We start from the raw sequence: 14,046 nt of genomic DNA, 5'->3' as shown, positions 1-14,046 counted from the left end.
GCCCCCTCGGGAGCGCGCCGCACCGATCCCGCTCAGCCACCGGCCGGCCGCCCCACGGGCCGGACCTGAAGGAGGCAAGCCCGCGATGCCCGAAGTCCTGCGCGCCCCCCTCGTCGTCGAGTTCCCCTTCACCCGCTCGCTCGGCCCCGTCCAGAGCGCCTTCCTCACCGGCCTGCGCGAGGGCGTCGTCCTCGGCATCCACACCGGCGACGGCCGCGTCCTCGTCCCGCCCGTCGAGTACGACCCCGTCACCGCCGAGGAGCTCCACGCCGGTGACGGCCTGGTCGAGGTGGCCCCCACCGGCACCGTCACCACCTGGGCCTGGAACCACGCCCCCCGCCGCGGCCAGCCCCTCGACACCCCCTTCGCCTGGGTCCTGGTCCGCCTCGACGGCGCCGACACCGCCCTCCTGCACGCCCTCGACGCCCCCGGCCCCGACGCCGTCCGCACCGGCCTGCGCGTCCGCGTCCGCTGGGCACAGCGGCGCACCGGTGCCATCACCGACATCGCCTGCTTCGAGCCGTACGACGGTGACACCCCCGAACCCGGCGGCCGCACCGGTGAGTTCGCCGACCCGGTCACGGGCATCGTCGCCGCCGCCCGCCTCGACTACACCTACGCGCCCGGCCGCGCCCAGTCCGCCTACCTCGACGCCCTCTCCGAGCGACGGACCGTCGGCGAACGCTGCCCGTCCTGCCGCAAGGTCTACGTCCCCCCGCGCGGCGCCTGCCCCACCTGCGGGGTCGCCACCGCCGAACAGGTCGAAGTGGGCCCCCGCGGCACGGTCACCACCTTCTGCATCGTCAACATCAAGGCGAAGAACCTCGACATCGAGGTCCCCTACGTCTACGCCCACATCGCCCTCGACGGCGCCGACCTCGCGCTGCACGGGCGGATCGGCGGCATCCCCTACGACCAGGTGCGCATGGGCCTGCGCGTCGAGCCGGTGTGGACCGACACCGCCCGCCACCCCGACCACTACCGGCCCACCGGCGAACCCGACGCGGACTACGACACCTACAAGGAGCTGCTGTGACGCGCGAGACAGCGGTCGTGGCCTTCGCCCAGACCGACCACCGGCGCACCAGCGAGGAGCACTCCGAGGTGGAGATGCTCATGCCGGTCCTGCACGAGGTCCTCGACCGGACCGGCCTGCGGACCGCCGACATCGACTTCACCTGCTCCGGTTCCTGCGACTACCTCGCGGGCCGCGCCTTCTCCTTCACCCTCGCCCTCGACGGCGTCGGCGCCTGGCCGCCGATCTCCGAGTCCCACGTCGAGACGGACGGTGCCTGGGCGCTGTACGAGGCCTGGACCAAACTGCTCACCGGCGACGCGGACACCGCCCTCGTCTACTCCTACGGCAAGTCCTCGCCCGGCTCGCTCCGCGACGTCCTCACCCGTCAGCTCGACCCGTACTACGTCGCCCCGCTGTGGCCCGACTCCGTCGCCCTCGCCGCCCTCCAGGCCCAGGCGTTGATCGACGCGGGCGAGACCGACGAGCCCGCCCTCGCCGCGATCGGCGTCCGCAGCCGCCGCGCCGCCACCCTCAACCCGCACGCCCAGCTGAGGGGTTCGGTCCCGCGGGGCGACTACGCCGTACGACCTCTGCGCACCGGCGACTGCCCGCCCGTCGGCGACGGCGCCGCCGCCGTGATCCTCGCGGCGGGGGAGCGGGCCCGCGAGCTGTGCTCCCGACCCGCCTGGATCCGGGGCGTCGACCACCGCGTCGAGGCCCACTCCCTCGGGGTGCGCGACCTGACCGACTCGCCCTCCACCCGCCTCGCCGCCGAGAAGGCCGGCGCCTTCGAACGCCCCGTCGACACCGCCGAACTGCACGCGCCGTTCGCCTCCCAGGAGGTCGTCCTGCGCAAGGCGCTGCGGCTCGACGACAGCGTGCGGGTGAACCTCTCCGGCGGCGCCCTCGCCGCCAACCCGATGATGGCCGCCGGACTGATCCGCATCGGCGAGGCCGCCGCCCGCATCCACCGGGGCGAGTCCGACCGTGCCCTCGCCCACGCCACGTCCGGCCCGTGCCTGCAACAGAACCTGGTCGCCATACTCGAAGGGGATCCGCGATGAGCAAGGAGCCCGTGGCCGTCGTGGGGATCGGCCAGACCAAGCACGTCGCGGCCCGACGGGACGTCTCGATCGCCGGCCTGGTCCGGGAAGCCGCCCGGCGGGCCCTCGCCGACGCCGAGCTGACCTGGGCCGACGTCGACGCCGTCGTCATCGGGAAGGCACCCGACTTCTTCGAGGGCGTCATGATGCCCGAGCTGTACCTCGCCGACGCCCTCGGCGCGGTCGGCAAACCCCTGCTGCGCGTGCACACGGCCGGTTCGGTCGGCGGGTCGACGGCCCTGGTCGCCGCCGGGCTCGTCGCCGCCCGCGTGCACGGCACGGTCCTCACGCTCGCCTTCGAGAAGCAGTCCGAGTCCAACGCCATGTGGGGCCTGTCCCTGCCGGTCCCCTTCCAACAGCCCCTGCTCGCCGGGGCCGGCGGCTTCTTCGCCCCGCACGTACGGGCCTACATGCGGCGCAGCGGCGCGCCCGACACGGTCGGCTCGCTCGTCGCCTACAAGGACCGCCGCAACGCGCTGAAGAACCCCTACGCGCACCTCCACGAACACGACATCACCCTGGAGAAGGTCCAGGCCTCGCCGATGCTCTGGGACCCCATCCGCTACTCCGAGACCTGCCCCTCCTCCGACGGCGCCTGCGCGATGGTCCTCACCGACCGCGCCGGGGCGGCCCGTTCACCACGCCCGCCCGCCTGGATGCTCGGCGGCGCGATGCGCAGCGAACCGACGCTGTTCGCCGGGAAGGACTTCGTGTCGCCGCGGGCCGGCAGGGACTGCGCGGCCGACGTGTACCGCCAGGCGGGCGTCGCCGACCCGCGCCGCGACATCGACGCCGTCGAGATGTACGTCCCGTTCTCCTGGTACGAGCCCATGTGGTTGGAGAACCTCGGCTTCGCCGACGAGGGCGAGGGCTGGAAGCTCACCGAGGCCGGTGTGACGGAACTCGACGGCGACCTGCCTGTCAACATGTCGGGCGGCGTGCTGTCCACCAACCCCATCGGCGCCTCCGGCATGATCCGCTTCGCCGAGGCGGCCCTCCAGGTGCGCGGACAGGCCGGGGAGCACCAGGTGGACGGCGCCCGCAGGGTCCTCGGACACGCCTACGGCGGCGGCTCGCAGTTCTTCTCCATGTGGCTCGTCGGCGCATTGCCCCCGAACAGTTGAAAGGTCCCGCCCACGTGCTCTGTCCGGGTACGGGACCGCTCGCTAGGCTGGCCCGCGGACGACGAACCGGGAGGAGCACGGACGTGGCCGAGAGCACCATCCAGCAGAAGCCGTTCGCGGGCTGGGACAAGCCGGAGCTGGACCTCAGCAACGCCGAATGGCAGTCCAGCAGCCGGGGTGTGGGGGATGTCCAGATCGCCTTCGTCGAGGGATTCATCGCGATGCGCAACAGCGGCCGCCCCGAGAGCCCGTCCCTGATCTTCACGCCCGCCGAGTGGGGCGCGTTCGTGTCGGGGGCGCGGGAAGGGGAGTTCGACCTGACCTGAGCGCCGCGCACCGCACCCGCGCGCCCGCAGGGACGGGCCGATCCGGCGGTGTTCGTCCTCATTTTCCGGACACGCGACCCACAGGACCCGGCCGGGGCCGATGCCTGAGCCACGCTGGCCCCAGCAGGACACAGGTCGTATCCCGGAGGTGAGGACCATGAGCACCCTGCCGGTCGTCGCGGCGGTCGACGGTTCCGACGACAGTTGGCGGGCCCTGGACTGGGCCCACGACGCCGCGCGCCGCCGCGGTGCGCCGCTGCGCGTGGCCCACGTACGCCAGTACGTCGCCCTGACCCAGCCCGGCGCTCCGGTCGTCGTCCCCCCGCCCCCGGACGAGGACCCCGTGCTCGCCGAGGCCCGCGCCCGGCTGGAGGCAGGCGAGGAACCCGCGGACGTGGAGTACGTGGGACTCGACGGGGCGCCGGGCGCGCTGCTGCCCGACCTCGGTGCCGAGGCCGAACTGCTCGTACTCGGCTCCCGCGGGCGCGGCGGCTTCGCCAGCCTGCTGCTCGGCTCCAACGGGCTGACCGCCGCGCGTGACGCCGAGTGCCCGGTCGTGGTCGTCCCCCGGCCCGGCCGCGAGGCCGACGGACCACCGCAGGAGCCCGGCCCCCGCGTGGTCGTGGGCCTGAAGGCGGACAGTCCCGACGACGCCACCCTCGACGCCGCCTTCACCGAGGCCGCCCTGCGCGACGCCCGCCTCCAGGTGGTCACCGCCTACCCCTGGCCCCTGCCGCTCTGGCCCGCCCCCGGCGAACCGCCGCCTCCGGCCGTCGACCAGAAGGCCGTCGAGCACGAGACCCGCACCCTCGCCGAGGGTTTCCTCGCCGCCCACCGCGAGCGTCACCCCGGCGTCCGCGCCGAGCCCCACCCGGTTCCCGGCGACGCGGCCGGCCACCTGGTCGCCGCCTCCCGCGACGCCGACCTGCTCGTCGTGGGCCGTCACCGCCGCCGTCTGCTGGCCCCCGCCCGCATGCTGGGCTCCGTCACCCACGCGGTCCTCCTGCACGCGGCAAGCCCGGTCATGGTGGTTCCCCCGACCCCGACCGAACCGGAATGACCCGCCCCGCTCCCGTGAGCCGAACGGGCCGACGCGAACCGTTCCCACCGGGGGCGCGGGGAACCGCGCCCCCGGCCCCCACCACCCCCTCACCCGCACCACCGCCTCGCTTCCCTCCACCCCCCGCCCTCCCCTCGCCGGACGGCGCATTGCACGTACCATTGGCCGCATGTCGTTCCTCCGCCGCCGCAGCGCCACCCCCGCCGGCCCCGACTTCGACGTCCTGGCCATGGACCCGGGTGACTGGCCCGGCAATCTCGGCGCCGGGCTCCTGCCCGCTCCCGACGGCACCTGTCAGGGCGTCTTCCTGCGCTACGACCTCTTCGGCGGCCGCGGCCCCGCCATGATCATCGGCAACCTGCCCGAGGGCTCCCCGGCCCGCGAGGTCGCTGAGGGCGAGGTCCCCTTCGAGGTGGCCCAACTGCTGCTCGCGCTGGAGAACGACGAGGAGGTGACCGTCGTCGGCACCGAGGACATGCCGGTGATGCAGGGCGACAACCTCCTGATCGTGCGCCGCCTGAAGCTCTCCGAGAGCCGCATCTCCTGCGTGCAGTTCGACCGCAGCGACAACGTCCTGGTGACCATCGCCGCCTGGGACCGCCCCATCACGGACGACCTGTACGCCCTGCTGAAGCCGCTCCCGGCGGAACTGTTCCAGCAGGGCTGAGGGCAGGGCGGCCCAGGCCGTCGTCGGGATCCGCGGCACCGTCACCGCCCTGCGACCCGGTCCGAACGGGCCTCAGGCGGCCGACAGGCGGACGTCCGCCGCCCGGACGAAGGCCACCCGGTGGCCGTACTGGATCTCGTAGTACAGCTCCTTGCCGACCACGACCCGGTGCGCGTCGGTGGCGAAGGTGACCGCGTAGTAGTACTCGCCGGGCACCTTGTCACCGACGACGTACTTCTGCCCCTTCGGCAGCCGGTACGGCAACGGTGAGACCGCCTGTGCGGGGACCCCCGCCGGATAGGCCGACGCCTCCGGATAGGCCCGTCCGTAGACCGGAACGCTGTCCACGCCGGCCTTCGGAGTGATCACCAGGCCGGCCGCCGGCACGGCCGTCGGCCGCGCCGCCGGATTGTGGAACCAGGCCTTCTGGCCCAGGTACCAGATCGCCGTCCACTCGCCCCACCGGTCGGCCACCGCGTACTGCTGTCCGGTGGAGACCCGCGAGGAGATGTCGTTCACACCGGTCGTCGGCGTCGTGCCCAGACCGACGTCCTTGATCAACGGCGACTTCTCGTCGTGGTCGGAGTAAAGCCGCACCGCGCTGGAGCCGTGCGCCGCGCACGGCGCGTCGGGTGAGCCGCAGCTCGTGTACACCGGCCGGTTGGCCTGGTAGTCCGGCAGGACCGTCACCAGTCCGCCACCCGCGGCGGCCGTGGCCTTGAACGGGCGACCCAGCAGCTCGAAGTAGTGCCGCCAGTCCCAGTAGGGCCCCGGGTCGGTGTGCATGCCCGGCACGGACGCAGCCGTCGGCCCCGGCACGTTGTCGTGGCCGAGGATGTGCTGCCGGTCCAGCGGTACGCCGTACTTCGTCGCCAGGTACGTCACCAGACGCGCCGACGACCGGTACATCGCCTCGGTGTACCAGGAGTCCGGCGCGGCCAGGAACCCCTCGTGCTCCAGGCCGATCGACTTGGCGTTGACGTACCAGTTGCCCGAGTGCCAGGCGACGTCCTTCGCCCGCACATGCTGGGCGATGTGGCCGTCGGTGGAGCGCAGCGAGTAGTTCCAGGACACGTAGGCGGGATCCTGGACCAGGTCGATGACACCTTCCCAGCCGCCCTCGGTGTCATGGACGACGATGTACTCGACGGACTGGGAGGCCGGGCGGTCGCCCAGGTCGTGGTTGCCGTAGTCGTCGTCCCCGAACTGCTCGTACGGCGCCGGGATCCACTCGCAGGACACGGTCGGCGGACACTCGGTCCCCGCCGCGGAGACCGTCCGCAGGCCGGTGTGCCACAGCTGGCCGGTGTCCGGTGCGAGACCCGGCTGGGCCGGCAGGGCGAGCCGCTGCCCGGCGTCCGTGACGCGCTGCGCGCCGGTGCGCATGACCTGGTACACGTCGTTCGCGTAGGCGGCACCGGTCGAGGTGTCGTCGGCGCCGGAGAAGCGCGCCACCGCGCCGTACCAGTCCGCCGGGTCGGAGCTCAGCGGCTCGCCCAGATCGCGCTGGGCCGCGGCGAGCAGCGCGGCGCCGCCGGCCACGTTCGCCGCCGGGTCCGTACGCAGCGTCTCGTGGCTCAGACCGGTCAGGTCCGCCGCCGTCGGGAGGGTCCTCAGACGCGCGGGGATCTCCGCGTCCTCGGGGAGCGCCTTCCCGGAACGCCGGGGCGGGCGCGCGTCGTCACCGCGCGGGTCCTCCGCGCTCCCGCTGTGGTGCGGGGCCGAGGTGAGCGCGGTGCGGGCGTCGGTGAGGTGCATCGGGCCGTAGCCGCCGGTCACGCTCGGCGCACCGCCGTGCGTGTCCCAGCGGGACTGGAGAAAGGAGACCCCGAGGAGAACGCTCTGCGGCACCCGGTAGGCGGCCGCCGCCGCGGCGAAGGCGCTCTGCAGCGAGTCCGCCGCGGCGGGCGCGGCGCGTTCGGGGGGCGGGGCGGCGCCCAGCAGCGGCAGCAGCAGGGCTGCCGAGGTGAGGGCACCCGCGGTCCTGCCGGTGCGTCTGAGCCGGATGGGGGTGTGGGGGTCGGTGACGGATCCTCGCAAGGCGGCCTCCTGGGGCGTGCGAGCGGGGCGGGGCGTGCGGGACCGGACCTGGATCCGTGGTACCGGTCTGCCGACGATCCGTCAATCATGCCCACAAAGAGGCGATATCCCATGTCGTGAGGGGTTCGGCGCGTTTCGTGCCGTGACCCGGTCTGTGCGGCATCGGTCCGCGGTGCGCCGCCGCTCCGGCACATCGCGGACCTGTCTCCCCTCAGCGAGTGCCGACCGCCGCCCGCACGGCCCGTCGGGCCAGCTGGCAGTCGTCGTGCAGCCGCCGCAACAGCAGCCGCTGCTCCTCGCCGGACGGCGCGGCACCGGGGTGGGCCATGCCCGGGGCCGTCGGGGGCGTGTCGTGCATCGAACGCTGCACGGCCGTCTCGTAGGTGCGGATCTCCCGGGTGAGGACCAGCATCAGGTTCACCAGGAACGCGTCCCGCGAGGCAGGGCCCGCGGACTGCGCGATCTGGCTGATCTGACGGCGTGCCACCGGCGCGTCGCCCAGGACCGACCACAGGGTGGCCAGGTCGTAGCCCGGCAGGTACCACCCGGCGTGCTCCCAGTCCACCAGCACTGGACCGGCCGGTGACAGAAGGATGTTCGACAGGAGGGCGTCGCCGTGGCAGAACTGGCCCATGCCCTGCCGGCCCGCGGTGGTCGCGATGCCGTGCAGCAGCTTCTGCAGGTCCCCCAGGTCGCGGTCGGTGAGCAGGCCCAGCTCGTGGTAGCGGGAGATGCGGGCCGCGTAGTCCAGCGGAGCGTCGAAGCTGCCCGCCGCCGGGCGCCAGGAGTTCAGCCGGCAGATCGCGCCGAGCGCGGCGCGGATGTCCGCGCGCGGCGGTGCCTCGGTCGGGTGCCGTTGCAGCGCCGCCGCCCGGCCGGGCATGCGTTCGATGACGAGGGTGCAGTTGTCCGGGTCCGCCGCGATCAGTCTCGGCACGCGCACCGGGGGGCGCTGCCGGACGAACGTGCGGTATGCGGCTATCTCGTGCCTGATCCGCTCGGCCCACACAGGGGAGTGGTCCAGTAAACACTTCGCGACGGCCGTGCTGCGTCCCGTCGTTCCGACCAGGAGCACGGACCGTCCGCTGCGGCGCAGCACCTGCACCGGGGCGAACTCCGGGCAGATCCGGTGCACCGAGGCGATCGCCGTGCGTAGCTGGGCGCCCTGGGCGCCGGACAAGTCGAGCCTCCCGCTGAGCGGTTGCGTGCCGATGCCCGGGGCGCGGCGGGCTCTGCCCGCGCCGAGCACCGGGGCCACCGGCCGCGCGGCGGGGTCGAGGTAGGGGCCGCCGCCTCCCGGACGGGGATGCAGCGACCGGGGCGGGGCGGACACGGAGGACGATGCTGCGTACATGGGCGAAACAGATCCCTTCGTGTGCCTGCGACGTCAACGCGCTGCCCGGCCCGGTCCACGGGGTGCACCCTGGGGAGTGTCCCCCGTGGACCGGGTCGGGGTGGCGCGTTCCTACCTGACACCCGTCGCCCGGTGGCACACCATGTGGCGCACCCTGGCGAACCCTGGCGAATAGTCGCCCGGCAACCTGCACCGGGCTACTGTCAACTCAGCCGAGAACCTGGGGGCTTGACGTGAGCGGACAACCCAACACCCGACTCGCGGATCTGTTCGGCCTGGCCGGCTGGTCCAAGGGTGAACTCGCGAGGCTGGTCAACCGGCAGGCGGCGGCCATGGGCCATCCCCAGCTGGCGACGGACACCTCCCGGGTGCGGCGGTGGATCGACACGGGAGAGATCCCGCGCGATCCGGTGCCGCGGGTGCTGGCGGCCCTGTTCACCGAGCGTCTCGGCCGTGTCGTGACCATGGAGGACCTCGGTCTGGTCCGGCACGGGCGTGCGGGGAAACGGCCACGCGGCGGGAGTGCGGAACCTCCCGACGGCGTGCCGTGGGCGCCCGAACGGACTGCCGCGGTCCTCACCGAATTCACGGGAATGGACCTCATGCTCAACCGACGCGGCTTGGTGGGCGCGGGTGTCGCGCTCGCCGCGGGATCAGCACTCAGCAGCGCCATGTACGACTGGCTGCACTCCGACCCCACCCTCTCCGCCGACGCTCCCGTCATCGACCACTCTCTCGTGCACGCCGAATCCGCGGGGTTCGACCGCTACGAGGCCGCCCCCGTCGGGGCGGAGGAGGTCGACGAACTCGAGCGCTCGGTGGAGGTGTTCCGGGCCTGGGACGCCGCCCGTGGCGGCGGGCTCCAGCGCAAGGCGGTGGTGGGTCAGCTCAACGAGGTGGGCGGCATGCTCGCCTACCGTCACCCACCCCACCTCCAGCGGCGCCTGTGGGGCGTCGCCGCCAACCTCGCCGTCCTCGCGGGCTGGATGTCGCACGACGTCGGTCTGGAGCCCACGGCGCAGAAGTACTTCGTCATCGCCGCCCACGCCGCCCGGGAGGGCGGTGACCGGCCGCGGGCCGGGGAGGCGCTCTCGCGCGCGGCCCGTCAGATGGTCCACCTCGGCCGGCCCGACGACGCCCTGGACCTGATGAAGCTCGCCCAGTCCGGCTCCGGCGAGGAGGTGCTGCCGCGCACCCGCGCCATGTTCCACACCATCGAGGCCTGGGCGCAGGCGTCCATGGGCAAGGGCCAGGCCATGCGCCGCACCCTCGGCCAGGCGGAGGACCTGTTCGTCTCCGACCGGAGCGACGTGGAACCGCCCCCCTGGATGCAGACGTTCAGGGACGAGGACCTGTACGGCATGCAGGCCCTGGCCTACCGGACGCTGGCCGAGTTCGAGCCGGGGGCGGCCGCGCACGCCCAGTACTACGCGGAGAAGGCGCTCGCCCTGCGGGTCGACGGGCGGGAGCGGTCGAAGATCTTCGACCACCTGTCCATGGCCTCGGCCTGCTTCATCGCGGACGACCCCGAGCAGGCGGACCGGTACGCCCGGCTGGCCCTGATGTCGATGGGGTCGAACTCCTCCCGCCGCACCTGGGACCGGCTGCGCCAGATGTACCGGCTGACCGCGGAGTACGCGGACTACCCGAGGATCAGCGAACTGCGCGAGCAGATCCGGCAGGCGCTGCCGAAGCAGAAGGGGGGACGGCCGGGCACCTCCGCCCAGGCGTGATGCGGACCGGGCGGTGGGCCGGATCGGACGGTGATGCGGGCCCGGTGGCGCGCCGGCCGCGGTGATCCGGGCCAGGGGGTGTTTCGAAAGTCCCGCACAGCACCCACGGCGCATGGCACGCCCTCTAAGCCGCACCGGCCGAAAGGCCCGAGTACACCCAGTACGAGCGCTTCCGTCCGGCATGCCGAGAGCACGCACCGGACACCGCGGGCACCGCGCAGGACATTCGGAACACCCTAGGCGGTGACCCGGGCGACGAGGAGGCAGGCGTCGTCCTGGCGTTCCCGCGCGCCGAACTCCTCCACGACCAGTCGTACGCAGTCCTGCGCGGTGAGGTCCCCGGTGAGGCGGGGGGCCAGGTCCAGCAGGGGGTGGGGCGTGTCCGGTCCGTCGGTGTGGGGCACCAGTCGGTCGGTGTGCAGCAGGAGCAGGTCGCCCGCTTCGAGGCTCTCCTCGGCCTGCCCGTATGCGGCGCCCGAGGTGGCGCCGAGCAGGACGCCGTCGGGTGCGTCCAGCCGTCGTCCCGTCCCGTCGCGGAAGAGCAGCGGGGCGGGATGTCCGGCCTGCGCCCACACCAGGGTGCGGGTGCCGGGGAGGTAGCGGCAGCAGACGGCGCTGGCGAGGGCGGGCTGGGCTCCTGCGTCGAGTAACTGGTTGAGCAGGGACAGCAGGTGGGCCGGTCGGGTGCCCGCCATCGCCAAGCCGCGCAGTGCACCCAGCGTCATCGCCAGGGTGGAGGCGACCGCCGTGCCGTGCCCGGTGAGGTCGCCGACGCCGAGCAGCGTCTCGCCCCCGGGCAGTTCCAGCGCGTCGTACCAGTCGCCGCCGAGGAGCGAGGTCGTGGGGGCGGGCAGGTGGTGGGCGGCGAGGTCGAGGGCGCGGGGGTTGCGCTGCGGGAGTCGCAAGGAGCCGTGCCGGGGCGGGAGAACGGCCTCCTGCAACTCGATGGCGATGCGGTGCTCGGTCTGTGCCACGTGCCGGTCGCGGTGCAGCGAGTCACGGGTCTCGCGCACCATCCGCTGGCTGCGGCGCAGTTCGCTGACGTCGCGCAGCACGGCCCACATCGAGGCGGTGCTGCCGTCGGCGTCGAGGACCGGCTCGCCCATCATGTGCACCGTGCGGATCTCGCCGCCCGGCCGGACGACGCGGAACTCCCCGTCGATGGGTCGGGCGTCGATGAGGCAGCCCGTGACCATCGCCGTCAGACGCGGGCGGTCCTCCTCCAGGACGAGGGAGGGCAGTTCGTCGAGGGTGAGCGGGGGCGCGGCCGGGTCGCGGCCCAGGATGCGGCAGAGCTCGGCGGACCAGACGGCCTCGTCGTTGAGCAGGTCCCACTCCGCGGTGCCGACCCGGCCGAGCAGTGCGCTCCGCCGGGCGGTCGTGGGCGCCGGCGAGGCGGGCGCGGCAGGCTCCTGACCGTCCCGCAGCTGCGCCAAGTGGGCGTCCAGGTCGTTGAGTTGATGCAGAGCCAGGTCGTAGACCGCGCGCTGCCAGCGGTCCTGCGGGTCCGTTCCGTCGCCCTGTGCGTCCCGCCGTACGGCGTCCACGTCGCCCTTGAGCCGCCTCGTCTGCGTGATCAGCGCGTCGACCGAGCCGGATCCCGGCGGCTGGGCGGCCGGGCGGTCCGCAGAGAGATGGGGCGGCATGACGCACTCCGATGCGGGGACGGGAACGGCCAGGGACGGAAGGGTCGTTACGACTGTTGCACAGCCCGCGACTCCGTGTAAGGGATTTGGCAACACACGATACGGTGGTGCACCTGGCATATGCCAGGGTCTCCAAGGGGAGATCGCGGGGCCTGAACGACGTACCTCGTCGCCGGGTCAAGTCGTAGGCGGTGTACGTGACTTGGCGGACGCCGCGCGTGCCCGGAGCGGGTCCAGCCACCTGTTCGACGGCTGTGTGTTCCCTGAGGTGGGAGGTGCGGGGGGCCGACCCCTGCTCCCGTGACGCAGCTCACACGAATTCGCCACCGGTTTCGCGTAATGCAAACCGCCTCCGCGAAGTCCTACAAGCATCACGACGAAAATTTCGTAGTCCTCCTCACCGCCGCGGAGACCGACCATGGACCTCGCCCACGTCACCGTCCGACAGCCAGCCCGCGCCCAGCTCATCACCCTGGAGGAGCGGGAACTGCCCGTCTCCGCCACGCTCCGCTACACCGCGGCCGACCCGCTCGCCGTGCACCTCGACTTCCCGGCGGAGGCCGCCCTCCAGGGCGAGGCGGTCACCTGGACCTTCGGCCGCGCGCTGCTGGAGGAGGGGCTGCGCGGCCGGGCCGGCGCCGGGGACGTGCACCTGTGGCCGTGCGGACGGGCCCGTACGGTCATGGAACTGCACTCGCCGTACGGGCTGGCCCTGCTCCAGTTCGACACGGCCGCCCTGCACCGCTTCCTGACCCGCACCTACGCCGTGGTGGCGGCGGGCCGGGAGGACGTCGGCGCCGCCGTCGACGAAGGGCTGCACGCCCTGCTCGGCAACGTCTGAGACGCTCGCGCGGTCAGCGGTCAGCGGTCAGCGGTCAGCGGTCAGCGGTCAGCGGTACAGGTCCGGGCGCGGGGCGAGGTCGACGGCGACGCGCGTGCCGCCCTCGAGCGCCCGCACCCCGGCCTCGGCGGCCGCGGAGGCCGCGTAGCCGTCCCAGGCGGTCGGGCCCGTGACCCGGCCCTGGAGGGTGGCGTCGACCCACGCCTGCACCTCCCGGTCGTAGGCGTCCACGAACCGCACCAGGTAGTCCTGCGGCACCTCGGTGCCGGCGGTGCCGTGCGCGGACAGCAGCATCCCGCGGTCGTCGCCGATGCGGGCGCTGCCCGCCTCGCACACGGCCTCGCAGCGCACCTGGTAACCGAAGCCGCAGTTGACGAAGACCTCCACGTCGACCAGGGCGCCCCCGTCGGTCTCGAAGAGCACGAACTGCGGGTCGAGCAGACCCTCCGGCGCGCCGGACGAGGGACGCGGGCGCACGACGGTGACCGCGGTCAGCTCCTGGCCGAGCAGCCAGCGGGCCGCGTCGATCTCGTGCGACACCGAACTGTCGATCAGCATCGCGCTGGTGAAGCCGGGCGGCGAGGAGGCGTTGCGGTGCGTGCAGTGCAGCATCAACGGCCGGCCGAGCCGGCCCCCGTCCAACAGCGCCTTGAGCCTGCGGTACTCGGTGTCGTAGCGGCGCATGAACCCGATCTGCGCCAGCCGCCGGCCCCCGCGCGCCTCCGCCTCCAGCACGCGCAGCGCTCCGGCGGAGTCCGGCACCATGGGTTTCTCGCACAGCACGGGCAATGCGCGGGCGAAGGCGGCGAGCAGCGCCTCCTCGTGCGCGGGCCCGGGGGAGGCGATCAGAACGGCCTCGACACCCGGGGCGTCCAGGGCGGCCACCGGGTCGGTGTGGACCGACACACCCCCGAGGCCTGCCACGGCCTCCTTCGCGCGCTCGGCGTCGGGATCGGCCACCGCGGCGACCCTGGCTCCGCTCACCACGCGATCCAGGCGTCGTATGTGATCGGCGCCCATGTGCCCGGCACCCAGCACAGCCACGCCCAGCACGTCACCCACGCGCGTTCTCCCTCCCGGCCGACGATCACGCCGTAGCGTACGCCGCCGGGCGGAACCCCCTCAGGGGTCCTT

General features: G+C 73.4%; 12 protein-coding genes. 8 read left to right on the top strand and 4 right to left on the bottom strand.

The window, feature by feature from the left end:
• Positions 1-85 precede the first annotated feature (85 nt).
• The 6 genes from ACZ4YY_RS17955 to ACZ4YY_RS17930 all read left to right on the top strand — a co-directional run bounded on the left by ACZ4YY_RS17955 (position 86) and on the right by ACZ4YY_RS17930 (position 5,298).
• Entirely contained in the window at positions 86-1,036 is a 951-nt protein-coding gene (locus ACZ4YY_RS17955) for a Zn-ribbon domain-containing OB-fold protein (RefSeq protein WP_468290532.1), read from the top strand.
• A complete protein-coding gene (locus ACZ4YY_RS17950; protein ID WP_468290529.1) occupies positions 1,033-2,082 on the top strand; it encodes a thiolase domain-containing protein in 1,050 nt (349 codons plus the stop codon). The genes ACZ4YY_RS17955 and ACZ4YY_RS17950 overlap by 4 nt, the downstream gene beginning before the upstream one ends.
• Positions 2,079-3,245 carry a thiolase domain-containing protein gene (locus ACZ4YY_RS17945; protein WP_468290526.1) on the top strand — a complete coding sequence of 389 codons (1,167 nt, stop codon included), beginning with the start codon at positions 2,079-2,081 and terminating at the stop codon, positions 3,243-3,245. Before ACZ4YY_RS17950 ends, ACZ4YY_RS17945 begins: the two co-directional genes overlap by 4 nt.
• A gap of 83 nt (positions 3,246-3,328) precedes the next feature.
• Positions 3,329-3,571 carry a DUF397 domain-containing protein gene (locus ACZ4YY_RS17940; protein ID WP_468290524.1) on the top strand — a complete coding sequence of 81 codons (243 nt, stop codon included), beginning with the start codon at positions 3,329-3,331 and terminating at the stop codon, positions 3,569-3,571.
• 157 nt (positions 3,572-3,728) lie between these two features.
• Positions 3,729-4,631: a universal stress protein gene (locus ACZ4YY_RS17935; RefSeq protein ID WP_468290521.1), complete on the top strand. Its 903-nt coding sequence runs from the start codon at positions 3,729-3,731 to the stop codon at positions 4,629-4,631.
• A 169-nt stretch (positions 4,632-4,800) separates the two neighbouring features.
• Positions 4,801-5,298: a hypothetical protein gene (locus tag ACZ4YY_RS17930; protein WP_468290518.1), complete on the top strand. Its 498-nt coding sequence runs from the start codon at positions 4,801-4,803 to the stop codon at positions 5,296-5,298.
• Positions 5,299-5,370: 72 nt separating this feature from the next.
• Here the strand turns inward: ACZ4YY_RS17930 and ACZ4YY_RS17925 are convergent, their stop codons facing one another.
• Positions 5,371-7,338 (bottom strand): N-acetylmuramoyl-L-alanine amidase, encoded by a 1,968-nt coding sequence (locus tag ACZ4YY_RS17925; RefSeq protein ID WP_468290515.1) that lies wholly within the window; start codon positions 7,336-7,338, stop codon positions 5,371-5,373.
• Positions 7,339-7,549: 211 nt separating this feature from the next.
• Positions 7,550-8,692: an aminoglycoside phosphotransferase family protein gene (locus ACZ4YY_RS17920; RefSeq protein ID WP_468290512.1), complete on the bottom strand. Its 1,143-nt coding sequence runs from the start codon at positions 8,690-8,692 to the stop codon at positions 7,550-7,552.
• A gap of 233 nt (positions 8,693-8,925) precedes the next feature.
• Here ACZ4YY_RS17920 and ACZ4YY_RS17915 point away from each other — a divergent pair, with 233 nt between their 5' ends.
• On the top strand, positions 8,926-10,425 hold the full coding sequence (locus ACZ4YY_RS17915) for a DNA-binding protein NsdB (protein ID WP_468290509.1): 1,500 nt from the start codon (positions 8,926-8,928) through the stop codon (positions 10,423-10,425).
• Between the two features lie 236 nt (positions 10,426-10,661).
• On the opposite strand, the gene ACZ4YY_RS17910 is transcribed toward ACZ4YY_RS17915, so the two are convergent.
• Positions 10,662-12,071 (bottom strand): PP2C family protein-serine/threonine phosphatase, encoded by a 1,410-nt coding sequence (locus ACZ4YY_RS17910; RefSeq protein WP_468290506.1) that lies wholly within the window; start codon positions 12,069-12,071, stop codon positions 10,662-10,664.
• A 418-nt stretch (positions 12,072-12,489) separates the two neighbouring features.
• Between ACZ4YY_RS17910 and ACZ4YY_RS17905 the strand changes: the two genes are divergently transcribed.
• Positions 12,490-12,912: an SsgA family sporulation/cell division regulator gene (locus ACZ4YY_RS17905; protein ID WP_468290503.1), complete on the top strand. Its 423-nt coding sequence runs from the start codon at positions 12,490-12,492 to the stop codon at positions 12,910-12,912.
• Positions 12,913-12,960: 48 nt separating this feature from the next.
• Here ACZ4YY_RS17905 and ACZ4YY_RS17900 read toward each other — a convergent pair whose 3' ends face one another.
• The gene (locus ACZ4YY_RS17900) at positions 12,961-13,974 is read right to left on the bottom strand and encodes a Gfo/Idh/MocA family protein (RefSeq protein WP_468290500.1); all 1,014 of its coding nucleotides are present in this window, start codon (positions 13,972-13,974) and stop codon (positions 12,961-12,963) included.
• Between the last annotated feature and the right edge of the window lie 72 nt (positions 13,975-14,046).

The sequence above is a fragment of the Streptomyces sp. NPDC030143 genome (genome assembly GCF_055573695.1).
This window is presented reverse-complemented; position numbering and strand designations above follow the sequence as displayed.